The sequence below is a fragment of the Psychrobacter sp. Pi2-51 genome (genome assembly GCF_904846665.1).
GTDB classification, from domain to species: domain Bacteria; phylum Pseudomonadota; class Gammaproteobacteria; order Pseudomonadales; family Moraxellaceae; genus Psychrobacter; species Psychrobacter glaciei.
In genome coordinates this window covers 64892-88765 of record NZ_CAJHBP010000003.1, presented here as the reverse complement: position 1 = coordinate 88765, position 23874 = coordinate 64892, and the positions used below count along the sequence as shown (strand labels likewise).

Sequence of the window (23874 nt, the reverse complement as noted above, 5' to 3'; positions counted from 1 at the left end):
CTCTCTTGCTTTTAGGCTACTTGTCTCTGGAAAGTCCAAGACGGGTAATCTTTAGTACTTCCTCGATGAGCTGTTGTGCTTTATCGATACCCAAATCCATAAATAACATTGGCAGCAATTTGACACTAATAGCATTTTCGATCTCTGCTGGATTGATAGAATACTCCGCGACTGCTGTCTTGACTATCTCATCAATTTTAAAGGCATAAGCGACCAGCTTTTCGTCGTTTAGCCCTTTATCCGCCAACGCATTACTATTGCTATCGTCATCAAATAGCTTCTTAAACAAACCAAAATATGCCTGCGCGTGTTGGTTTAATTTGCCATTGTCATCAACAAACTCATGTGGCATACCAGCGACTTTACGCTCACGAACGTCTTGCTGAAGTCCAAAGAAAATCATGTATTGCTTCACGGGCGCATCAAACATTGCTTTAGCATCAGCAATCGCTTGCTTAAGCAATTTAGAAAAATACTCTTGGGCATAAGGATCATCAGCCAAATCCTGCTCAATCATCTTGGTCACCCGACCAGTAATTTTATCCGTTTGGTTACGCGCTTCATCGTCACTCATCGCTTCAGGCTTAACGTTTTTCCCTAAATTATCGACTAGGTAAACGCCCTTTGCCTCGCGAACCTCAAGCCCTGCAATATGCTTATCGAGTAAGCTACGAATATCCGCTTCGTACTCATCGTAATCGATGGTCTCATCAGCGTCTTCGCGCACTTGCTTACGTAGATTGATAAAGGCTTTTAGATCTTGCTTATAACGATCACGTTTACTATCGAATGATTTGTCTTCAAAGAAAGACGCTGATTGCAACGCAATTTTCATAGCATTAGAAAATGTGGTCAAAGCCGCATAAAAGTCGTCACGTTCTTTGAGCTTAGTATCGACTACTTTACCATCAATTTCCTGCACCTTAGGTGCAAGCACCTGCCTTAACGCTTGCCCATCTTGTTTATTTTTCACCGATGAGAAAATAGCCCACAGCTCGCTATGCAGTCTAGGTAACTGCTTATATTCGGTATCCATCGGATTATACAAACCTTTGAGGTCTTCGATATCAAAGCCACCTTGCGTACGCTCGGCTAAGTCTTGATATTTCTCAATGGTGATATCCAACTCTTTTAAGATGCCACGATAATCAATCAGATAACCAAAACGTTTTTTCTCATGCAAGCGGTTTACACGAGCAATCGCCTGAATCAAGTTGTGCTGCTTTAAGGGCTTATCTATATACAGCACGGTATTCTTTGGCTCATCAAATCCCGTTAATAGCTTATCAACGACGATCATAATGTCAGGACCTTCGTCCTGACTAAAGGCCTCTATGATGGATTCAGTATAGGCTTTTTCATCACCACCATACTGATTGGCAACATTATCTTGCCACCAATTCTGGACAATATCTTTTGACTCTCCATCAACGGTGTCATGCCCTTCACGGGTATCAGGTGGTGACATGGCAACCACTGAGGTCACTTTACCAATCTTGTCTAAGGCGATCTTATAACGGATAGCTGAGGCTTTAGAGTCACAAGCCAACTGACCTTTGAGATGCTGCTGTTTAAAGTTTTGGAAGTGATCAGAGATGTCATGAGCGATCAGCTCAATACGACCTTCAACCTGATAGATTTGACCTTTTTGTGAGAACTTACGTTTGAGGTCGGTTTTTTGATCATCGGTAAGCTTTTGAGTGATACGGTCAAACCAAGCATCGATGGCTTGGTCATTGGTATTCAATTCAGGGATACGCTCTTCGTATAACAATGGGGTAACGGTTTTATCTTTGACCGCTTGCTGCATGGTATAAGAGTGAATGATGCTACCAAATTTGTTTTCGGTCTTATCATCTTTTAGCAATGGCGTACCCGTAAAGGCAATAAAAGCAGCGTTTGGCAGGGCTTGTGCCATACGGATATTGCTCTCACCGTTTTGGCTACGGTGACCTTCATCAACCATGACGATGATGTTTGGGCTGTCGTTATAGCACTCATCATACTTCACAGCTGAGCCAAACTTATTAATGATAGAGAAGATAACTCGCTCATTACCGTGACCAATCTGCTCAGCTAGACGACGACCAGAAGTTGCCATAGCATCAAGATGATCGCGTTTACTGGTTATTACACCGCCTGACTTGAAGGTATTACTGAGCTGTTTTTCTAAATCAACACGATCTGTAACAACGATAATTCGGCACTTCGCCAGTTCTTCTAACCAAATAAGCGCCTTGGAGAAGAATACCATCGTGAAAGATTTACCACTACCTGTGGTATGCCAAATGACACCGCCTTCACGACTGCCTTTTTCATCGAAACTACTGATACGTTCAATCAGGGCTTTGATACCAAAGACTTGCTGATAACGGGCGACAATTTTGCCAACCTTTTTATCGAATAGAGTAAACATACGCATCATCTCAAGCAAACGCTGGGGCTGCAAAAGACTGATAATAAGGCGGTCTTGATCGGTAATGACTAGATCACCGCCATCAATCAACGACTTATATTCATCTTTAATAGAGGCAGGACGATGATCAAATAGCTTATTAATCTGCTTAGGACTGAGTGCTTGGTTCTTGAAACGATGAAACTCAGGCTCAGAAATTACTTCTTCAACCCATTTTGCCCAAAACTTCTCAGGCGTACCGCAGGTGGCATACAACCCATCATGACCATTAACCGCGAGTAATAACTGGCTATACGCGAATAGATTTGGAATAAATTTTGGCTTTTGATTACGAATGTGCTGGGATATGGCTTGGGCGTTGGTCGATTGCCACTCTCTACTGGAATCAGGGCGTTTGGCTTCGATTACTGCCAGCGGTAGACCATTCACAAAACAGACGATATCAGGAATGACGTTGCCTGTACCTTCGACATTCTGTACCACCATCTCTTCTGTAACGTGAAAGCTATTATTGTCGATGTTATTCCAATCAATTAGACTGATGGTTTGCGAGGTTTTTTTACCTTCAATAAATTCTGTTACCGTTACGCCATAAAGCATGGCGTTATAGAGCTTTTCATTGGCGAGCTGCAACCCTAAGTTCATAGCAGGGTTTAGCTCATGCATGATTTTATCAATGGCGCTGTCTGATAAATGATGCGGCGTGCCTTCAAACATAAAGGTTTGCTTGGCTAAAAACGCACGCATGATTGGCAATAGCACCACTTGATTAGTGGCTTTATTTGAGGCAACCTTTGATCGCATAGCATTGCATTGGTTGGGCGAAATAAAATGATAGCCCAGCGTTGTGAGTAAGGTTAAGGCAGGTATTTTTGAGCTGAATTCTTCAGCGAAGTTGATGCTTGTACTGGAGCTAATATTAGAACTTGGATTGGTCATATCTGCCCACTTTAGACATATGTTTGTTTGGTTTTGTCGATTGTAGCGGATACAACCATAAAAAAGGCAATAAAAAACCGCCAATATTGCGCGTTAGCCAAAGGGCTTAGAGTGCCGGTTATATTAGCTAGGGCGTTTACGGCGATTGGCGTTTTCGTAGACTATACTAAAAATACAACTTATGCTTACTTTGAAGACCGTGATACTTTTAAACATTACGCTACCCATTGACGCAAAACATTGATCGCAATTGGTGCGAAAGCGTCAAGTTGACCGTTTTTTGGTTCAGATAAATCATCAATGACCATTTGTATCAAGTCGCTATCGTCTATAACGTCGTCTGGATCAATACCCCCTCCTAATAGTAGCGCCAGTACAAACTGCTTTCTTTGTTCAACTAAAGATTTATTGTCATTACCCAAATTTAATACGCGAACGGTTTCTTTTGCATTAGCAGTTTTGCCTTCCACTTTACCACTTAACTTAAATTCTAAGTCTGTCTCACATTCAATATCAAAAGGCGTAAGTGGTAATGGCTGCGAACCATGTGCATTATCGCATTGCTTAGGCGTCCTACAACTGGCTACTATATTGGTATAATCAAGGCTTTTATTCGGTGCTATTCGTCTAGCTAAGACATGTTCATTCATGCAATCTTTGCCATTCTCCGAGATGGGTTTACAGCAGTATGCACAAAGATAGAACTGTTCTGTGGCACAAGCAAGCCGGATATCTTCTCTTTCTACTTTATTCAAGTTATCGTAATTGCCATGAGGGTTTGCTCGCTTCCAGCGGGTAAGGCTTTGTGGCTCAAATCCTGCTTGCTTAGTTATTTTTCGCAAGTTGCAACTCCTTCTTACGAAGTAGCAACCTTGCTTTAGCAAGCTCCATGTTTCCTGATGGAAGTTCAGTTTCTAACGTTTGCAGCAAGGTTTTAGCAGTGATAATATCAGCATCCTGAATTGCATCTAACAGATTGCCAAGCTTTTCGTTAATGTCATGATCACGAATATCAGTATCCATCACTTCTAGCAAGACAGTATTAACGTCCTCACCATATAAAGGTGGCAATGCAATGATCTCGCCATCATTTAACAAGTAAACTAAGATGTCCTTTTGGTCGCTAATGACTAAAGGCGAATGAGTACTTAGGACAATCTGGCATTTAGGGAAGGTATCAGTAAAGCGCTGCACCAGATTGCGCTGCCAGCTGGGATGCAAGTGCATATCGACTTCATCTATCAAGATGATGCCATCACCGTGCAAAGGATTATCTAATTCTGGATTCATCATCGCTAAACGACGTGCAATATCGCCCACCAATGCCATTAAGGACTTTTCTCCTTGAGATAACTGCATGACGTTTAGCGATTGACCATTTTTCTCGACGGCCATATGTAAACGAGGCTTTCGCTGTACACGTATATTACTCAAATCTGGCATAAAAGCTGTAATAGCGTTTCTAACAGCGTTTAGCTGTTTGTCTCTATTTACTTTATAAGCCCCACTTACTAAAGTATCAAGACGTAAATTGATCTCTGCAATCATACCTTCAACTAAGTTTTCTAGTGCCTTACTTTCTAATATAACTTTGTTGGAAGCCTCAGAAGACAATATCTTACTACGAGATTCGTTAAGGTTTTTTTGGGCTTTTAATATGTCTAATCTTATTTCCTCTATACTCCCTCGTTCTTTTGCTAAAAGATCTTTATGACGTTTACTCTCTTCCTCATTCTCAATATCTTCACGCTCTCTAAACCATTCAAAAAAACGTCGAAAATCCACACCCTGATTGAGCGCGCTATCGTAGCCATCTATTTGATCAAAGTTATGCTTATTTTTGATCTTTAACGGAATATCCAATACCGAACGCTCAACAGGATAATAAGCGATCAAAGGCAAGCTCGCACTGTCATTATCGGTAAGTTGCTGACGGTAATTATCTACAAGCTTAGAAAGATGGCTCAAATTACTAGACTTATCGCTTTTGCGCCCTTTACGTGCTTTAACTAACGTCCATTGATACGATAAAAACGCGGCTTCGCTATCGGTTTGAATATCATCAGATAATTGCAAAGTAATACTAGCTGCTGGTGCGTTATCGATAATATACAGCTCATCAATGGCATGACCACTGCCCTTTTCGGTACGCAAGCGTGCGACGAACCAGCTTAATGAAGTCGCTAATGCGTCTAATATTGAGGTCTTGCCTGCGCCATTATTACCAATAAATACGGTAACATTCGACTGGTTATCTTCAGTCGGAGCAAAGTCCACTTCAAGGCTCTCAAAGCGTCCTAAGTTATTTAGCGTTAACTTTTTTATTTCCATTTTTATGTCCAAGCTTTACGCTTTGCATCGGTAGGATTTATCGATAAAGGGTCAAACCATACTGAGTTAGTATAGCAATGGGTTATCTGATATCGCTATAGGTAGCTGTATTTCGTTTAGAGCTGATATGGTACTGCGCTAGAAGGACAAAGCAAAACCGCCAAGGTTACGCAATACCTAAAGGGTACTAAATATGGCGGTTATGTTGATATAGAAGGCCTGAATAAGCAGACGTGCATCCCTCTGTACAGTAAAAAAACTAGCTATGAGTAATCATCACAAAATTCCCATTGGCTTCTTTCATTGAGTATTTATAACCATCTTTTCTCAAAATAATATTTTTACCACATTTCGGGCAATACTCATCCATTTCAAAGAAGCTTTCGTTAGATGTGGCCATATTATTAATAAAAGGTAAAAGATCATTATAACCAAGTTTTTTATTACAGCTGGGGCATGTTGCTGACATAGTGATTTCCGTCAATATTTAATCAGTGGCTTGATTTTATTTAGCACCATTATCTCTGTCTGGCTACTATTAAAACTTCATATCCGTATATTGACTAATTTGAACCGACATGGCAAGATTTACCCTAACTATATTAAACAGCTTTGCTTGTAACCTTAGTATTAATAGTTCTATTTTGCCCTATAAGATTGATATCTGACTTTACAGTTTGGAACGCTTTAAACGACGTTGCACTTTTTGTATTTATATATAACACGTCCGCTAAGCTCACCAAGGGAGAAACGAATATGGTAACAACTATTTCAAATAAATCTTGCAAGGTCTTACGGGGATGAGAGTAAGTAAAAAGGTTACAACGATAAGTTCCGCAAAGGTTCGACCTATGTCCCCACCATATATAAAACCGCTCTATTAGAGCGCTTTTTCTGTTCCAATATACTTTTCCACTATATAAACTACGCCTTTAATCTAGAAGGGCTTCAGGTTGTAACCTTCCCCATCAACCACCACCCGCTTCTTACCCGTCAGCAACACCTGCATCAACGCCTTTTTCTCTTGCTGCAAATCAGCCAATTGCTGCTCAAGCAATTCAATTTCTTTATCGGCATTGGTTAATACGGTGGCGATTTTATTTTGCTCATTTAATGAAGGGAAGTGAACTGGAATCTTTTCGCATACAGCTTTATTGATTTTAGGTTGAGCCGATCCTGAGTTAAACTTTCTATAATCGAGACTTTCGAGATATATACACAAAAACTCAGAGTTTTTATCTTTATTTGCTTTCATGACATGTGCATGATTATTAACCCAGATTTTTCCCGAAACCATAAACACATGAGGAACTACTCTTGATAGAATGTTTTCGCCGTCCTCACCTAACAAAATTAATTCATCGTCAAAAATATAGTCGTTTACATAGTCAATAATGCCTGTTGCACCAAAATAGGGATATTGACCTTGAATATCAGCTCTATCTTCTTGCTTAATAGGTTTGCGCATTCCATTTAAGAATGTCACACAGTCTTTCAAAGGAGCAGTTTTCCACTCACTCTCAAACCTTTTCCCATCGTCATCAAGCAAACGCTTTTTACCCGTCAGCAATTGCTGCATCAAGGCTTTTTTCTGCTGGCTACTATTGTCAATCAAACGCTCAGTGGTGCTAATCGCTTTATCCCAAGTCGATAGAATTTTGGCGATTTTTTGTTGTTCTAGGAGGGGTGGTATTTTTATTTTGAACTGTTCGGTAGATTTTATACCAAAAAAGTTCATAGCACTGCCAGAGTCCTGCCCTTGTACTTGTTTTTGAAAAAAACTGCTTTGCATGGAAAAATACAGATAATTATAACTGACCAATTTTTCGTTTGACCTAATCAAAGTTAGCTGAGGACCAATATTTGCATCAGATAAATCTTCGCCAGCTACACCTATCACTCCTACATTTGCACCTCGATTGGTAAAGAGGATATCATTTGTAGTTATGTGTGCTTTTTTTAGTTCTATATGCTTTTCAATAGTAATAAAATCATATTTTTCTGGATTTGTTTTGCCACTTCCACCGAGGGCTTTAGATGTTAAAAAAGGTATGCCTTGGTCAACTAACTCATCTGATTTGGGGTATTTAGCACCATAATTTCCATCTTGAATTTTTAAAGTAATATCTTTTAAAGTTTTAACCTCCCATCCATTAGGCACCATAACCCAACTCCTTTAAAAACCCTGCCATCTCAGTCTCTAAACGCTCCAATTCAGCTTTCAACTCAAGACGCTCAGCACGCACCGCATCCAGATCAATCTCTGCCTCTTCCTCAAAGGTATCAACATAGCGTGGAATATTTAGGTTAAAGTCGTTATCTGCTATTTCCTTAAAGCTCGCTAGATACGCGTATTTATCGACGCTTTCACGCGCCTTATACGTCTCAATGACTTTAGCAATATTATCCTCAGTGAGTTGGTTTTGGTTTTTGCCTGACTTAAACTCATTGCTGGCATCAATAAACAACACCGTGTTATCAGTTTTATTCTTTTTAAACAGTAAAATAGCGGCTGGAATACCCGTACCAAAGAACAGCTTTTCGGGTAAGCCAATCACCGTATCGAGCAGGTTTTCTTCGATGAGTTGCTGACGGATTTTGCCTTCACTTGACGCACGGAACAGTACGCCATGCGGTACGACCACACCCATACGACCAGTAGATGGCTTTAGCGTTTCAATCATATGACTGATAAAGGCATAGTCGCCCTTGGTCTTGGGCGGTACACCGCGATGGAAGCGACCATAGGGATCGCTGCTGGCATCCTCATGACCCCATTTATCCAATGAAAACGGCGGGTTGGCAGTCACCACATCGAACTGTAATAAGTGCTTGCCGTCACTACCCAATAGCAGCGGATTACGGATGGTATCGCCCCACTCGATACGGTGGTTGTCCTCACCGTGTAGGAACATATTCATCTTGGCCAGTGCCCATGTCGAGCCAATGGCTTCTTGACCGTATAGCGCATACTTCTTAGAATTTGAGTTTTTGCGTACCATCGCCCCGCACTTGATGAGTAGCGACCCCGAACCGCAAGCAGGATCACAGATTTCATCACCTTCGACAGGCTCAAGGATAGTCGCTAGTAAGTTAGACACTTCGGGCGGCGTATAGAACTCACCAGCCGTCGCCCCACTACTCGCGGCAAAGTGCTTGATTAAGTACTCGTACGCGTTACCAATCACATCGAGGCTACCGACACGCTCAGCACTTAGATTGAGGATGTCTTTGCCAAAGTCCTCTAATAAGTGGCGTAACAGCTCGTTCTTTTGCTTTTCTTGACCGAGTTTATCAGTGTTGAAGCTAATGTCTTGGAAGACGTTTTTGAGCTTCGTACCGTTGGCTTCTTCGATTGCATGTAGCGCCTCGTCGATGCGTTGACCATTGCCCGGCTGATGACGCTGCTCGTACAAGTCCCAAAAGCTTGCGCCTTCAGGCAAGACAAAACGCTGCTTAGACATCATGGCGTGGATCAGCTCAGGGTTGTCGCCAAACTGCTCGACCAGCTTGATGTACTCATCGCGGTAGACGTCTGATAAATACTTGAGGAACAACATGGTTAAGATAAAGTCTTTATAAGTATCGGCGCTAATGACACCGCGAAAGGTATCACAGGCGTTCCATACGGCTTTATTGATATCGTCTTGATTGATTTGGCTAGCGGGCATTGATGATTCCTAAATACTTTGGAAGGTTACGAGTTTTTATAGTGAGGTAATGATAGCAGGGTCTAATATGGATATCTTAAACTGACAAGCATTTAATTATGAGATTCTTCGAAAGTGGTGTAACATTTGTCTATTTTTATTTTGAGACAAAACATGGTTTTAATGCGGTATTTTATCCAAAAAATGGCGACAGCAATAATAGCGCTGAGTATCAGCTGGTCAGCATTAGCGGCGGATTTTGAGTCTCTTAAAGCATTAGCTGAATCAGGCGATGCTCAGTCTCAGCTTGGGCTTGCTAAGCACTATCAGACGCTCGTAAGACCAGACTATCGTATTTTTAATAATGAACTTATCGACTTCTATAATGAAGATAAAGACGTAGATGACAATGCTGAAAAAGCGTTTAGCTGGTATTTAAAAGCAGCTAACCAAGGTAACGCTATCGCCCAAGCGAAAGTTGGCGGTATTTATCATGATGGTATATATGTCCCGCTAGATCATACCAAAGCTTTTGAATGGTATCAAAAAGCAGTTAAAGAAGACGTGGCAGAAGCGCAGTTTGGCTTAGCGTTAATATACGCTTACGGTAATGAAGTACCTAAAGATCCAAAAAAATCAAAATACTGGCTTGAGAAAGCAGCAGCACAAGGTTATGCCCCTGCTTTGTTCCATCTTGCGTATGACTATCAAAACCATTATGGCGATGACGAAAGCCAGAAAAAAGCGCTTGAGATGTTTAAACAACTGGCGAATACAGAGAGTCGAAATAGTGAATATGCTGTTCGTTCGTACTATGCACTAGGCTTTATGTACTATGATGGTTATGGTACTAAAGAAGACTATAACAAATCGGCATACTGGTATCAAAAAGCTGCTGAACAAGGTCATGATACTGCTCAACTGGAACTGGGAAGAATGTACTCTAGAGGTGAAGGCGTTGGGCAAAATCATGAAAAAGCCCTAAAATGGTATACAAAAGCAGCAAATCAAAAAAATGTCTTGGCACAAACAGGTCTAGCATGGATGTACTACCATGGTAACGATGTCGAACAGGATTATACGCAAGCTTTTAAGTGGTTGAACAAGATAGTAGAGAGTGGTAAGGACGACCAATCAATTCAAGCAATGCTTGCGTCGTTATACCTCAATGGTGATGGTGTCGCTAAAAATAATGCTGAAGCAATCAAATGGTACGGTAAAGCCTGTCAAAACGGCAATCGCTATAGCTGTAAGCAATATTTAAAATCAACCCAATAATAGAAGTAAAATATATGAAAACAGTTGCATTCTATCTACTAGCTAGCCTAGCTTTAAGCGCTTGCACAACAGCAATGAATACAGGGATAACGAGTAATAACAGCAATCAAACCGTGACTGAATTTCCGGTTGAGACTGCAATGAATAACATATATACAAAAACGCGTAGTGAAGATCTGTCTACTGTTATGTATGGTCTAAAAATGGCAAAAGAATTTACAGTCATGCCCAAAGGTACAGCTGTATTCAATAATCAGCAGGTACAGAGTGCCGAAGTAGTTACGGTTAGTAAAGTCGAAGGACAGGTCGTTGATAAATCAGTAGGCGTAAACTATTTTACTTTAAATCCATTGGTTTTCCATGGTTTTACCAAAGATTCAGGCGAGTATTCTATAGCGACTCAAAGCGCGACTATTCCCAAGGTAGCGAGTGTTGGCGACTCAAGTACTTATCTTACAGAAAACGTCTATTCGGATAGTAGTAAAAGCCAACAAGTGGAAAAGTTCACTCAATCATGGTCGTTAACACAAGCGACTAAAGATACTGCTTGGCTTCGTATTACAAGCTCAGAGAACCTGTTAGTCGGTAGCGAGCCTGATGGCACAGTCGATCAATATTATAGAATTAATAGCAAGGGTAATTTATTAAATAGTGAATTGAATTTTACGTACCAAACACAAGATGGTTTTGAGATAGTAGCTTATATGAGTGAATGATGGCGTCAATTTGAAACTTTGCAAAAATATCAACGCTAAGTTGAATCAACTTATATTTGCTACGTTATAATGCGGTAATTAGGGTATCACTCAAGACCATGCTGAATCTAGCAAATAGTACTGTAATGCTCACTGGAACATCAGTCAGTATAGACAGTTATGATCATTTGAAGTGAGGCCTTATCCATAGCATAGGCAAAGTCTTTATCAAACCGCATTATGATGAAGTATTGTCCGATGTGAGCGATTATTTCTATATAGGAGTATTGAAAGGGGATATTTCAAAAATGGCTTAGGTACCATTTATTTAAAACCGAGTGAAATCACTGAGCTTATGAGTGATAAGTAAGACGGTAAGAGACAGCGCCGAACCTATGGCTGCGGTAAGAATATATTTGAAAACAATCGACCTTAACTGATACGAGAACATGCTAATTATCTAGAAAATAAAAATGAAAGAAACACTAACAACCAAAAAAAATTTAGTGGTAGTATAGGTTTGAAATCAAATAGGGACTTAGAAATATTTAGTTACACTTAACCAAGGTATAAATCCCATTATCTGTCTCGCATCCAATACTTAAAAGGTGTTGGTCTATCAGTTGGTCTATATCTTTAATTTATAAATAAAAATCGTTTAAAATCAATAACTTATATTACAAGTGCGACTTCCTCCTTCACCGCCAATCTTATCAATTTTAAGAAAGCCTCCTAGTTTTTCTATCTTGTCCTACCCTCTCCTATACACCTCTTAAAACCTTCATAAATAACGCTTCTAGCGTTTTTTTTATGCCTGCTATTTTCCTAATCTATCCGAACATAACCCATCTATCCCGTGGCTTGTGTTGGTCTATTCGTTGGTCAACCTATGCTATTAATCCTGTAAATATTACCTTGAGAGATTTTAGTTACGCAGCCTGACGATAATGATCAAACCCAATACGTCCTGATATTTTTTTGAATTATAGATACTGTATATCGCTAGGTAGATAGTTAGGGTATGTTGAATCAGTTATGCAAGCACGATAAACTCTTGATATGCACGCATACTAAACAGCCTATAACTAAGGAAGTTGCGTATACTGAATTACGTAAGCTATAGTCGGTTCAGTATAATTTGGATACAAGGAAGGCGAGTGAAAGTACTACAAGTAGTAGACTAAGCAAGCTTGACACCGCATCCAATTTATAGAGGATTGACTATAGTCGGTTCAATTTAAAAGTGGTACAAGACAACCGAGTTTAGATGTATATTTAATACCTCAAGCGAGGTTAACGCTGTAACGCTTTTATAGTGGATTGACTATATATCTTACGATTAGTGCTGATTCATATCTAGATATATCTCTACACAAGGAAGAAAAAATGACAGGGATTGAGTTTTATAGCAATGGTCATATCATCAGCGAAGCTGACAGTATGCGCAAAAAGCTGGGCGCGTTAGCTCAACAATACCGTGCGACGTCGGCTATTATTGTTACCGATGCTGGAATCACTCAGCTGGGCTATGTCGATATCGCACAGCAATCATTACAAGAAGCTGGCATTCAAGTGGTGGTCTTCGATGCTGTCATCGCTGACCCACCCGTTGACGTCGTCAATGACGCTATGAAAATTGCCAGAGACCATAACTGTGATCTGGTTATTGGTCTAGGCGGTGGCAGCTCTATTGATACTGCAAAAATCGTCGCCTTGCTTCCAAATGACTTTGAGTCAGTAAATGACATTTTAGACAAAGATGTCAGTGGCTTTAATAAGCTGCCTTTATTTGCGATACCAACGACTGCTGGTACGGGTGCAGAGTCTACCTTTGTCTCTGTCATCACGGCAAAAGATGGCAGCAAAAAAGCCATTTATACGCCTAAAATCCTACCTGATGTCGCCATTTTAGATGCCACACTAACACTGAAGCTACCTCGTCACATCACGGCTGCAACCGCTTTAGATGCCATGGTTCACTGCGTTGAAGCGTATACGAGCCGTACCAAGAAAAATCCTATTTCAGATGCATTGGCTGTTAAAGGATTGCAGATGCTCTGGAATAACTTTGAGAAAGTATTGGCTCAAGGCGATGATATCGACGCTCGTGCCGAAATGTTATTGGGCTCTACTTTGGCTGGTATTGCCTTTGTTAACTCATCAGTAGCAGCAGTACATGGACTCTCGTATCCGCTTAGTATCAATTTTCATATCCCTCATGGACATGCCAATGCACTCGTTATGTGTGGTGTTTTCACATTTAATTTATCAGAAGCCGCCCCGCTTTATGCTGAGCTGGCTCATGCTGTCATGCCTACTCAGACATCTGGCCTGGCAGACTTAGACGCAGCGACTTTATTTATTGATCAACTAAAGATGTTTTTAGAAAATAGTGGTCTCAAGTATCGCTTAAGCGAATTGGATATAACAGATCAAGACATCCCCGCATTGGCAGACATAGTAATAAATACCTATGCCCGACTGATTGCAACCAACCCCAAAGACATGACTTTAGATGAGGTGACAACGATATATAAGGAGATACTCTAAAACAGAAACCATTGTTGCTATTCAAAACAGTTTTATTTATCAAGGAAGATAACCACTATTCAAGGGAAACAATTATGTCAGAATATAAATTAGACGTTGTCGTTGATGGCTTTCATTACTTAGAAGGCCCTCGCTGGTATAACAATGCTTTATGGTTTGTTGATTTTTATACTCAAGGCATTTATCGTGTCAACGATGAGGGAGTGGCAGAGGAAATTGCTAATGTTGAGCAGCAACCTTCTGGTTTAGGGTGGCTGCCTGATGGGCGTATGCTGGTTGTATCGATGAAAGACCGCAAAGTATTACGACTAGAAAATGACGGTAACTTGGTCGTTCATGCCGATATTTGGGAGCATTGCGGTGGTCATGCCAATGACATGGTGGTTTCAGCCAATGGTAATGCTTACATCGGTAACTTTGGCTTTGACTTGATGGGTGGTGCTGACCATGAAAATACGGGGCTTGTTTTGGTTAAGCCTGATGGAAGCTCACAGATTGTCGCTGAAGGATTGGCATTTCCAAATGGTATGGTTATCTCTGCAGATCAAAAGACCTTGATCGTTAACGAGCTGTTTGGCAATAAAATTACGCAGTTTGCTATCAACGAAGATGGTAGCCTTGGTGAAAAGCGCGACTTTGCTAATTTTGGAGAGTTAGGTGATGAGCCAAACCTTGGTTTGCGTATAGAAAATGCCAGTATATTACCTGATGGTCTCGCGCTAGATGCCGAAGGTGCGGTTTGGATTGCGGATACGTTGAATCAGCGTGCCGTCCGTGTAGCAGAAGGTGGTGAGATTTTAGAGACTATCGATACTGCACCTGATGGTATCTTTGCGGTTGCCCTTGGCGGACAAGATGGTAAAACACTATTTATGTGTGCGGCACCTGATTGGGATGAAGCATCACGTAAAGCTGAAACCAAAGGTCGTATGCTGTCCACACAAGTCAAAGTAGGTCATGCAGGTACACCTTAGTTCAAGTTCTTTAGAAATAAACCTAAAACAGCCCGCCTGATTTCACCGTATGCAATAAAATGCCAGTGCAACGATTAGACAGCTTACACCCGTCTAATCGTCGCTTCATGCCTGCAAGCTATTTTATTCTTGACCCCTATCCTGCTTCTTATTCTTTTTAGCCTCTTTATCTAGGGCATGTCCTCAATTCAATTGATCATATCTAAACGGGCTAAAAATAGCTATTAACGAATGTCAGACGCGAGTGGCGTAAAATTCGATTATAGTAGGTATTAGCAACTCAGAAAATTAAAATAATGGGAAGGATGGCCTTATGAAAAATTTAGCGGTGGTAGTAGTAGCAGGACTCAGCTTAAGCGCTTGCGTGACGATCAATGCACCGATGGGCAGCACTGATAATGGTAGCAGTAATGGGAATGTCGTCACTCAATACCCTGTTGAGACCGCCCTACTCAATGTCTATACCAAAGAGCGCAGCGAACAACTATATGCCGTAGTGGACAAGCAAAATATTGTCGCCGATATTAAGGTGACACCCAAAGGTACAGTGGCTTTCAACAATAAATCAGTTAAAGCTTCTGAGATAAATACCGTCACTAAACGCTACGATCAAATCACCAATCAATCTATCGCGACCAACTATTTTACGACCAATCCCTTGATGTTCCATGGCTTCACGGACAATAGCGGTAGATACTCACTATCGAACCAAACGACCGTCATCCCCAAGATGGCTTCAGTTGGCGATTCCAGTGCCTTGATCACCGAAAACGTCTACAGCGACAGTAGTATGCGCAAACAAACTGGTACTTATAAACAAAGCTGGTCGCTAACGAGGGAGAGCAATAACCGTGCTTGGCTATGTATAGAGACCTCAGAGAACCTACTCCTCAATTTTGATCCTAATGGCACTTCATCAGAATGCTATAAAATCAATGCTCAAGGCGATATTTTGGCAAGCAAAATCACTATCAGTCAGCCTAGTAAAAATGGTAGTACTGAGGCGGTGACGTTTATCAGTCAGTAGCTCTCTGAATTTTAAAACCTTTAACAGTAAGACTCTCAGTCTATACCTTTAGTACTTTTTTGGAGTACCTTATGCTTATCAATGCAGATTTTTCACGTCGTGCTTCGCTAGCCCCTGAACATCACCAATGGGTAAAATCGCCACAAAATGGTGTGGAACGTGTGATGCTTGACCGCGTAGGAGAAGAGAAGGCACGCGCGACCAGTTTGGTTCGTTATGCACCGAGCTCTTACTTCCCGCATCACTTGCATCCGGGTGGCGAAGAGATTTTGGTATTGTCAGGGACTTTTTCTGCTGATGACACACACTATCCGGTAGGCTGGTACTTACGCAATCCACCGGCTTCAGGTCATAGACCTTATAGTGAGGAAGGTGCAGTTATTTTTGTTAAACTACGTCAAATGTCATCTGATGAGTCCAATCCTGTGGCGATTGATACCCAAGATAGTGCCAATTGGCGGCGCCGAGATAACCGTGACGTTTGTCCTCTGTTTTTAGATAGTAACGAGCAGGTTAGCTTGCAGCGTATAAATGCAGACGAGTTGCTGTTTGATACTCCAATAGATGGTGGTGCAGAGCTTCTGGTATTAGCAGGTGAGCTGATAGATGATGACCAAGTCTATCAACGAGGTGGGTGGATACGCTTCCCTATAGGTGAACAGCCGCAAGCCAAAGCTGGGCCAGAGGGTGCTACGGTGTATCTGAAAACTGGACATCTCACTCACGTCATTGGTTTAGAAATGAATGAATAAAACCTAAAATATAGCCACTGCCAGTACCACATTTGAATGCTCAACAGACCCTAATGTATTACTGGCGTACCTTGCGTCGTAAAAGCAAAGGCTTTATTGCTAAAGTTGCCTATCATCACCGCCTCAATAACTGGGGTGACGGTATCGTCAATGCCTTCGACCTCAATGATGAAGTTAGCGCCAGAGCCACCTTTGTCCTCTTCTTTTTCGACAATATAATTGAGCGTGCCCATGGCCGGTAGCTCAATAGGTTTATGCAGATACGATTTTAAAAAAGTCCCATGCGTATCGTAGTAATCGATTTTATTGATATACAATGATTTCTTTAGGGTGGTATTACGAACGCTCAAAGTCGCGGACAGTAAGACTTTACGATTGTCTCTATCGGTATAAATGTCAGAGTAAATCGGCACATAAAAGGTTTGCTGATAGCCAAATTTGCTACGATCAATTTTTGAGGTGATTTCAAGCTGTTTGATGGGGTCTTTCTGCCCTTCTGACAGCATGACGTTCGGGTCTTGAGACGATTGATCACAGCCTGACAGCAGTGCCGTCATGGCAATCAGTAGGACGGATATGTGATACTTATTCATAACTTTCCCTTTTATAATGTCATAGCGTTGCTATTTAAGTAATAGGTATGTCATCATTGATGTTAAGACAATGTATCCTTTATTTAGATTTAGCCCGCTACTGTATTTTTACCCCAACGCTACGTAAAAACTGATTAATATGCTTGTTCGCGCCATAAATAATCAGAACATCTTTATCCTGTAGCACTTGCTCAGGCTCGGCTAAACCTTCGATACTCGGCTTACGTTGCGTACGTCCAAAGCTGTCTTCATAATACTCATAGCGCATGGTACTAAGCAATCGAATATTGAATTTTTGCTTGAGCTGTAAGTCGTCAACGGTCTTTCCAATCAATGTATTTGGAATACTAAGCTCAACGATACTAAAATGATCGGTAAGCTCAAATGAATCTATAAAGTAGCGCAGTGACAGCCGTTTGGCCCAGCGGTCGGCGGCTTCTTTTTCAGGCAGAATAAGATCGTCCACGCCGATGGCTTGCAGCACTTTTTGGTGCAATGGGTTGATACTGCGGCTAATCAAGCGCCGTGCTTTTAAGGTCTTAAATAGCGCCGTTGCCATGACGTTCGCGCCTTGATCTTCGCCGATTGCGACCACGACGATATCGGTATCGATAATAGGTAAACCAGTGACGGTATACTCATCGGTGGCATCCATACAGACGGTATGCGAGATGACCTCTTTATAGGCCTCAACCTTTTGCATATTGCTGTCAATAGCAATCACTTCATGACCTTGACTGGTCAGCGCCATACCCAGCGACGAGCCAAAGTTGCCTAACCCTACGATGATATATTTCATATTATCCTTTTGATGCCTTAATAATAGTGCCACGCCTGAATTAACAGAAACTTAGTTAATAGTAATCTCTTCCGTGGGATAGCGGTAGTTACGCTCGCGCATGTTTTTGAATAAAGCAATAAAGAGCGTCAGCATACCCACTCGACCAACGAACATAATCACCGAAATCACCATCTTGCTAAAATCGGACAGCTCGGTCGTCAAATTCAAACTCAAGCCCACAGTGCTATAAGCAGAAAAGCACTCAAAAATCACTTTAATCAAGTCCAGCTCTGGCTGATCGTAGCTGATAAGTGTCACGCCCATGCCAATGACCAATAACGACAGCCACATGATAGAGAACGCGCGACGAATCGATATCTCAGCGATTTCACGTTTGAATACTTCCACTCTGGTCTGTCCACGCGCCAAACTCAAGGTATTTAATAGCGCGATGGCAAAGGTACTGGTTTTGATACCGCCGCCCGTCGAGTTCGGTGACGCCCCAATCCACATCAAAAAAATCGTCAACATAATCGTCGGAAATGCTAGGTCGCCCATATCAATACTATTAAACCCAGCCGTTCGCGGAGTGGCAGCAGTGAAGATTCCCGTCACTAATTTGCCATAAAAACTGCCGTGGTCAGCCAGTACACCATTATATTCAAACAGCATAACCCCAATGAGCCCGACTAGCAGCAAAGCACCCGTCGTAATGAGGGTAATACGGCTGTTAATATTGAGTAACCATGGTAGATATGCGTAGCGCTGATTACGACGATATATCAGGCGCTGGACACGGTAACGCAAATACCGCAGTACATTGACCACAATCACAAAGCCCATACCGCCAAAAATAAAGGTAATGCCAATAATCAGCTGTAAAGGATAATTAAAGCGCAGCGCGTCATCATATAAGCCTGCACTAAAGGTAGAAAATCCAGCATTACAAAAAGCCGAAATCGCATGGAATACAGAAAAAAACAAGCGCTCAGATAAATCCATACCAGGTAAATCATAAATACTGGCGTAAATGAATGCCGCCGCCAACGACTCAACAGCAAAGGTCACATATAAGATAGATTTGAGGGTCGCCACTACATCACCCGTCCCACGCATATAGGACATCTCACTGATACTTAACTGAGTCTCATAACTGACACCACCCTTAAAGAAATAGCTAAAATACGTCACAAAGGTCAAAATCCCGAGACCACCAATTTGGATCAAGCCCATGATAATGACTTGACCAAAGGTTGTGTAATAGGTCGCGGTGTCCACCACAATAAGCCCAGTAACACACACCGCACTGGTGGCAGTAAATAACGCATCGATAAAAGACAAAGGCTGGGTAGTCGCGTTGGGCATCATTAATAGCAAAGCGCCAACCAGCACCACCGACAAAAAGCTTAGGATAAAAAATTGGGCTGGGTTTAGAAAAGTACGATCAAGATTGAAATCGTGATCAGAGATTTCACGAATGAACGTAACCAGCACCGCAATCTTAATCGCCACAAAACCGTCAACGGAAACAGCCAAGCCTGAGCGTATTAAATCCGTGAAATGCGCCGCAAGTAAAATGACAATAGCGATACTGGTCAACAAATCAAAAACGGCCACTTTATTAATCGTTAGCGGTTTTTTGCTATAAATGTAGCGCCCTGTTGTGACGACAAACCCTAAGAAGATAATGACCAAATACAAAATATGAAAAACATGCTGTAGCCAATTCGGTAGCGTAAAACCACTATCGAGGAGAGCCACGGCTACTCCAATGATGCTAATAAAAACAGTAAAATTATTAAGTAATCGATAGCGAATGGCAGCGTGCATAGCCTTAGTCCATGAAAGGAATAACCACGATACTTATACTCCTTTTTTTGACTATTCACTAAGACTGATTTTAAAAAATCTGTAACCAGTTATGAGTTGACTGTTGAAAGCTATGATGAACAAAGAATAGCTTTGTTTTTACACCAGACAGCTCTTTAATTCATCCCAATAAAGGCTGTTGTCATCAACGCTATTGATGACAATCTGATGACAAGTTGGCTACGGTCTAAACGAGTTGCCATGGTAAAGTACGGAGTAATAAATAACGATTGCAGCACCCTGCATAAAGACAATCACTAAGGACGGCGCTATGGTACTGGATATTTTATTGACCATTCATTTCATATTACTAGTGCTGATATCCTTACGCATACTCTCCCGCCATGATTTGACCTCATCGGCTAGGCTGGCATGGATGGTCGTCCTGTTTATCTTGCCTTATATCGGCGTCGTGGTTTACTGGATGTTTGGTGAGGTACATTTAGGCAGTGACTTCAGCCGCAAGCATGAACAAATTATAGATAAGCTCCATACGCAGAACCCTGAAGTGCTCGGTAGCGATGAGGCTTTAACACACGCCATAAAAACCGAGTATCAAGCGGCGTTTGCTTACTCTGCGAACGTCACAGGCTTTCATACCACGGTGGGCAATCGTGCGGAACTCATGGCCGATGCGGCTGAAACGCACAAACGAATGATTGCGGATTTTGATGCAGCAACCGATCATATTCATGTGCTGTATTATATTTGGCTGATTGATGGCACAGGTATCGATATTGCCCAAGCCTTGATGCGTGCAGCACGTCGCGGTGTCACTTGTCGAGCGATGGTGGATGGCATGGGCTCACGAAAGATGGTGAGCTCAAAGATATGGCAACAAATGAAAAATGCTGGCGTGCAAGTCAGCGTGGCACTACCGATTAACAACCTTATAAAGGTGATGTTATTTAGCCGTATTGATCTGCGTAATCACCGCAAGATTACCGTGATCGATGGCAGCATTGGTTACTCTGGTAGTCAAAACTGCGCGGACCCTGAGTTTCGCGTGAAGCCAAATTTTGCACCGTGGGTCGATATTATGCTGCGCGTCGAAGGACCTGTCGTAGCACAGAACCAAATGCTTTTTGCCAGTGATTGGCTGATAGAAAACCCTGACACAGCGATTGAAAGCTTTTATTACCCTACCGAGCGACTAGGCTCGCCAACTTCTACAGGCTTTGCCGCACAAGTCTTTGCTGATGGCCCCACCCAACGCTCAGGCGCAACACCGCAATTCTTGGGGGTGCTCATTAGCCAAGCACAGAAAACCCTGACCATCTCAACCCCTTACTTTGTCCCAGATTATTCCCTCATCAATGTGTTATGTGCCACCGCCTATCGCGGCGTAGAGGTCACGATGATCTTCCCCAAACACAACGACTCGTTGGTAGTCGCTGCCACCAGCCGCAGTTATTACTGGCAATTGCTAGAAGCAGGGGTAAAAATCTATGAGTACAAACCGGGATTGCTACATGCTAAAACCTTGACCGTTGACGGTCAGATCAGCTTAATTGGATCGACCAATTTAGATTTGCGTAGCTTTGATTTGAATTACGAAAACAATATCGTCTTTAGCGATACCGTATTAACCGCCGATATTATTGAACGCCAGTATCAGTATATCGCTGATTCAGAAGAAGTCAGCCGTCAACAAGTTGCAGACTGGTCATTGCCATATAGAATTTGGAACAATATTGTCGCGACGATGGGGCCTATTTTATAAATAACGGCTGGGTGCTAGGGCGTGTCCTCATTATTTATCAGCGCTTTTTTGCAAAATATACACCACAAATTTTGCTTCCGTGCTAAATGCTTGTTGTTCAACCGCTGCCAGTAATGTCTGTCTTTTTTCGCTACGAGCGCGGTAGGCATACGGGGTCATGGTCAGCAAGTCGGCTAAGTCAGTCGCTGACAATGTCATCTCGGTACTGACTCGATGCGTCTCTATCAACGTAAAGTATGGTGCCAACTCCTGCAAAAACTTATCAGAATCATGCTCGCGCACGCTATCAAATAATGCATCGCGCATCGTTGCTAAATGTCTGACATCGGGCTTGGCAATGATTAGGTAGCCCTTATCAACCAATACCTTAGCGAAAGCCTCAGGCAAAATAGGGCTAAAGATACTGCTGATACCCGTGACGCTATGAGCACGCAGAGGCAGATGTGCCGCACTGGTGACTAACGGGTAAATCACCGTCGTCTTTTCAGCCTTGTCTTTATGTTGTTGATACCACAGCTGACTGGCGGCTTTGCTCACTTTAGCCAATTCAACCAACGCGGGCTTGCTGATATCAGCTGCTATCAAGGTAGCGATAATATCTGAGCCCATCTGCGCCATTGCCTGCGTGTAATAACCTTCCCCGCAACCGATGTCTAACCAGTTGACTGGGGTTTTATTAGGCTTAGCTGTTGGCACAGAGATGCTTCCATCTTGCCCTAATAATTGCTTCATTTGCTGACAAACCAATCTTTGTAACGGCGCATAATGCCCAGCTGCCAAAAACCGCTTGCGCGCTTCGATAGATTGCTGGCTATCACCCGGTGTTTTGGATTTTTTTTGCTGTACGGGCAGCAGATTGACATAGCCTTGACGCGCCACATCAAACGGATGCGCAGTTTGCTTAGGGTTTAAACTGCCATCGCAGCGCCACGTATCGGCAGCAGGCTGTAAGGGGGACTGACAAAGGGGACAAACAAATAAGGACACAAGCATCTCTAGGTCATAGCAATATGGCTAGCATTTTAACAAAAATTGCGTGGATTAATAGATAAAAGAAGTCGTCAACATAGAATTTAAGAAAACAAAAAGCCACCTCAGTGATCGCTGAGATGGCTTTTTTAATCACATAAATACTTATTTACTACAGCACCTAGGTTAATACCATTTTAATGCGGCTTAGCGCAGCTTCAACGTCATCAAACCAAGTATGACCAGTAAAATGGCGATAATCCAAAATCTGGCAACCACTTGCGTTTCTTTCCAGCCAATTTCTTCAAAGTGATGATGTAGCGGTGCCATACGAAAGACGCGTTTTTTGCGCAGTTTATAGGAGCCGACTTGCAGCATAACCGATAGCGCCTCGGCGACGAATAAACCACCCATAATAGCAAAAGCGATCTCTTGACGGGTCATGACGGCAATCGTACCTAACATCGCACCGAGGGCAAGCGCGCCCACATCCCCCATAAAGACTTGCGCGGGATGCGCATTAAACCACAAGAAGCCAAGGCCAGCACCGATCATCGAACCACAGACAATAATTACTTCAGAGTTATAAGCAATATAAGGCACATGCAAATAATCGGCAAAGCGTACGTCACCCGAGACGTAGGCCATCGCGCCCAAACCAGCGGCGACTAAAACGACAGGCAAAATTGCCAAGCCATCTAAGCCATCGGTCAAGTTGACAGCATTGGAAGAACCGTTAATTACAAAGTAAGTAAAAATAATAAAACCAATGCCGAAAGGCACGGCTGAGAACGGAATCATCCAGTCTTTAAAAATGGGTATTAATAAATCTTGCATCTCGCGGGTGGTAGCCATATCCGGTTGCAACGTGGCGATATAATACAACGAGATACCGACGAATAACGCCCCCATAGACAGCCAAAAGTATTTTTTGCGAGCAATCAAACCTTTGGGGTTTTTATATTTAATTTTGAGCCAATCATCCGCCCAACCGACCGCGCCAAAGATAATCATCACAATCAGCAAAATCCAGACATAAGGATTGTTGAGGCGTGCCCAGAGTAAGGTCGACACCCCGATGGCGCTCAAAATCAACACCCCGCCCATGGTCGGCGTACCAGTTTTAGCCAAATGCGACTGCGGGCCATCATTACGAATGGCCTGACCGTACTTTAATGATCGCAAATGCCGAATAACCGGTCCGCCAAAGAACATACTAAAGGCCAGTGCCGTAACGACCGCAAGTAGCGCCCGTAGCGTCAACGAAGAAACCGCAGAAAACGGTGAGTAATACTGGCCAAGCCAGCCAAACAACCAAACTAACACC

At 42.4% G+C, this 23874-nt stretch carries 18 protein-coding genes; 7 read left to right on the top strand and 11 right to left on the bottom strand.

The features are described from left to right. Positions 1 to 16: 16 nt before the first annotated feature. From JMY08_RS02530 to JMY08_RS02505, 6 genes are all read right to left on the bottom strand, one after another. Positions 17 to 3355, bottom strand: coding sequence for a type I restriction endonuclease subunit R (locus JMY08_RS02530; RefSeq protein ID WP_201589903.1), 3339 nt, complete (start codon positions 3353 to 3355; stop codon positions 17 to 19). 215 nt (positions 3356 to 3570) lie between these two features. Beyond that, on the bottom strand, positions 3571 to 4197 hold the full coding sequence (locus tag JMY08_RS02525; protein ID WP_201589900.1) for a TIGR02646 family protein: 627 nt from the start codon (positions 4195 to 4197) through the stop codon (positions 3571 to 3573). After that, the gene (locus JMY08_RS02520; RefSeq protein ID WP_201589897.1) at positions 4181 to 5686 is read right to left on the bottom strand and encodes an AAA family ATPase; all 1506 of its coding nucleotides are present in this window, start codon (positions 5684 to 5686) and stop codon (positions 4181 to 4183) included. Before JMY08_RS02520 ends, JMY08_RS02525 begins: the two co-directional genes overlap by 17 nt. A gap of 259 nt (positions 5687 to 5945) precedes the next feature. Beyond that, on the bottom strand, positions 5946 to 6155 hold the full coding sequence (locus tag JMY08_RS02515; protein WP_201589894.1) for a hypothetical protein: 210 nt from the start codon (positions 6153 to 6155) through the stop codon (positions 5946 to 5948). A 468-nt stretch (positions 6156 to 6623) separates the two neighbouring features. Next, positions 6624 to 7850 carry a restriction endonuclease subunit S gene (locus tag JMY08_RS02510; protein ID WP_201589891.1) on the bottom strand — a complete coding sequence of 409 codons (1227 nt, stop codon included), beginning with the start codon at positions 7848 to 7850 and terminating at the stop codon, positions 6624 to 6626. Then, positions 7840 to 9357, bottom strand: coding sequence for a type I restriction-modification system subunit M (locus JMY08_RS02505; protein ID WP_201589888.1), 1518 nt, complete (start codon positions 9355 to 9357; stop codon positions 7840 to 7842). The genes JMY08_RS02510 and JMY08_RS02505 overlap by 11 nt, the downstream gene beginning before the upstream one ends. 162 nt (positions 9358 to 9519) lie before the next feature. Between JMY08_RS02505 and JMY08_RS02500 the strand changes: the two genes are divergently transcribed. The 6 genes from JMY08_RS02500 to JMY08_RS02475 all read left to right on the top strand — a co-directional run bounded on the left by JMY08_RS02500 (position 9520) and on the right by JMY08_RS02475 (position 16612). Further along, on the top strand, positions 9520 to 10614 hold the full coding sequence (locus tag JMY08_RS02500; RefSeq protein ID WP_201589885.1) for a tetratricopeptide repeat protein: 1095 nt from the start codon (positions 9520 to 9522) through the stop codon (positions 10612 to 10614). Positions 10615 to 10628: 14 nt separating this feature from the next. Continuing rightward, a complete protein-coding gene (locus JMY08_RS02495) occupies positions 10629 to 11330 on the top strand; it encodes a hypothetical protein (RefSeq protein WP_201589882.1) in 702 nt (233 codons plus the stop codon). 1365 nt (positions 11331 to 12695) lie between these two features. Continuing rightward, positions 12696 to 13859 carry an iron-containing alcohol dehydrogenase gene (locus JMY08_RS02490; protein WP_201589879.1) on the top strand — a complete coding sequence of 388 codons (1164 nt, stop codon included), beginning with the start codon at positions 12696 to 12698 and terminating at the stop codon, positions 13857 to 13859. 74 nt (positions 13860 to 13933) lie between these two features. Further along, on the top strand, positions 13934 to 14833 hold the full coding sequence (locus tag JMY08_RS02485; protein WP_201589875.1) for an SMP-30/gluconolactonase/LRE family protein: 900 nt from the start codon (positions 13934 to 13936) through the stop codon (positions 14831 to 14833). A 313-nt stretch (positions 14834 to 15146) separates the two neighbouring features. Further along, positions 15147 to 15860, top strand: coding sequence for a hypothetical protein (locus tag JMY08_RS02480; RefSeq protein WP_201589872.1), 714 nt, complete (start codon positions 15147 to 15149; stop codon positions 15858 to 15860). A gap of 71 nt (positions 15861 to 15931) precedes the next feature. Then, a complete protein-coding gene (locus JMY08_RS02475) occupies positions 15932 to 16612 on the top strand; it encodes a cupin domain-containing protein (protein WP_201589855.1) in 681 nt (226 codons plus the stop codon). 50 nt (positions 16613 to 16662) lie between these two features. Here the strand turns inward: JMY08_RS02475 and JMY08_RS02470 are convergent, their stop codons facing one another. The 3 genes from JMY08_RS02470 to JMY08_RS02460 form a co-directional block, all read right to left on the bottom strand. Beyond that, positions 16663 to 17205 carry a DUF3124 domain-containing protein gene (locus JMY08_RS02470; RefSeq protein WP_194620946.1) on the bottom strand — a complete coding sequence of 181 codons (543 nt, stop codon included), beginning with the start codon at positions 17203 to 17205 and terminating at the stop codon, positions 16663 to 16665. Between the two features lie 97 nt (positions 17206 to 17302). Continuing rightward, positions 17303 to 18004 carry a potassium channel family protein gene (locus JMY08_RS02465; protein ID WP_010197995.1) on the bottom strand — a complete coding sequence of 234 codons (702 nt, stop codon included), beginning with the start codon at positions 18002 to 18004 and terminating at the stop codon, positions 17303 to 17305. A gap of 51 nt (positions 18005 to 18055) precedes the next feature. Continuing rightward, a complete protein-coding gene (locus JMY08_RS02460) occupies positions 18056 to 19816 on the bottom strand; it encodes a TrkH family potassium uptake protein (protein ID WP_201589852.1) in 1761 nt (586 codons plus the stop codon). Between the two features lie 310 nt (positions 19817 to 20126). Between JMY08_RS02460 and cls the strand changes: the two genes are divergently transcribed. Continuing rightward, the gene (gene cls, locus JMY08_RS02455) at positions 20127 to 21578 is read left to right on the top strand and encodes a cardiolipin synthase (RefSeq protein WP_201589849.1); all 1452 of its coding nucleotides are present in this window, start codon (positions 20127 to 20129) and stop codon (positions 21576 to 21578) included. 30 nt (positions 21579 to 21608) lie between these two features. Here the strand turns inward: cls and JMY08_RS02450 are convergent, their stop codons facing one another. Further along, positions 21609 to 22571, bottom strand: a complete 963-nt coding sequence (locus JMY08_RS02450; protein ID WP_201589846.1) for a putative RNA methyltransferase — start codon at positions 22569 to 22571, stop codon at positions 21609 to 21611. Between the two features lie 183 nt (positions 22572 to 22754). Then, a complete protein-coding gene (mraY, locus tag JMY08_RS02445; protein WP_010198007.1) occupies positions 22755 to 23873 on the bottom strand; it encodes a phospho-N-acetylmuramoyl-pentapeptide-transferase in 1119 nt (372 codons plus the stop codon). Position 23874: the final 1 nt, after the last annotated feature.

Excerpts from the sequence above, each read along its gene's own strand:
- JMY08_RS02530 (WP_201589903.1), bottom strand. The coding sequence starts at position 3,355 with ATGACCAATCCAAGTTCTAATATTAGCTCCAGTACAAGCATCAACTTC.
- JMY08_RS02520 (WP_201589897.1), bottom strand. The coding sequence starts at position 5,686 with ATGGAAATAAAAAAGTTAACGCTAAATAACTTAGGACGCTTTGAGAGC.
- JMY08_RS02515 (WP_201589894.1), bottom strand. The coding sequence starts at position 6,155 with ATGTCAGCAACATGCCCCAGCTGTAATAAAAAACTTGGTTATAATGAT.
- JMY08_RS02510 (WP_201589891.1), bottom strand. The coding sequence starts at position 7,850 with ATGGTGCCTAATGGATGGGAGGTTAAAACTTTAAAAGATATTACTTTA.
- JMY08_RS02505 (WP_201589888.1), bottom strand. The coding sequence starts at position 9,357 with ATGCCCGCTAGCCAAATCAATCAAGACGATATCAATAAAGCCGTATGG.
- JMY08_RS02500 (WP_201589885.1), top strand. The coding sequence starts at position 9,520 with ATGCGGTATTTTATCCAAAAAATGGCGACAGCAATAATAGCGCTGAGT.
- JMY08_RS02495 (WP_201589882.1), top strand. The coding sequence starts at position 10,629 with ATGAAAACAGTTGCATTCTATCTACTAGCTAGCCTAGCTTTAAGCGCT.
- JMY08_RS02490 (WP_201589879.1), top strand. The coding sequence starts at position 12,696 with ATGACAGGGATTGAGTTTTATAGCAATGGTCATATCATCAGCGAAGCT.
- JMY08_RS02485 (WP_201589875.1), top strand. The coding sequence starts at position 13,934 with ATGTCAGAATATAAATTAGACGTTGTCGTTGATGGCTTTCATTACTTA.
- JMY08_RS02480 (WP_201589872.1), top strand. The coding sequence starts at position 15,147 with ATGAAAAATTTAGCGGTGGTAGTAGTAGCAGGACTCAGCTTAAGCGCT.
- JMY08_RS02475 (WP_201589855.1), top strand. The coding sequence starts at position 15,932 with ATGCTTATCAATGCAGATTTTTCACGTCGTGCTTCGCTAGCCCCTGAA.
- JMY08_RS02470 (WP_194620946.1), bottom strand. The coding sequence starts at position 17,205 with ATGAATAAGTATCACATATCCGTCCTACTGATTGCCATGACGGCACTG.
- JMY08_RS02465 (WP_010197995.1), bottom strand. The coding sequence starts at position 18,004 with ATGAAATATATCATCGTAGGGTTAGGCAACTTTGGCTCGTCGCTGGGT.
- JMY08_RS02460 (WP_201589852.1), bottom strand. The coding sequence starts at position 19,816 with ATGCACGCTGCCATTCGCTATCGATTACTTAATAATTTTACTGTTTTT.
- cls (WP_201589849.1), top strand. The coding sequence starts at position 20,127 with ATGGTACTGGATATTTTATTGACCATTCATTTCATATTACTAGTGCTG.
- JMY08_RS02450 (WP_201589846.1), bottom strand. The coding sequence starts at position 22,571 with ATGCTTGTGTCCTTATTTGTTTGTCCCCTTTGTCAGTCCCCCTTACAG.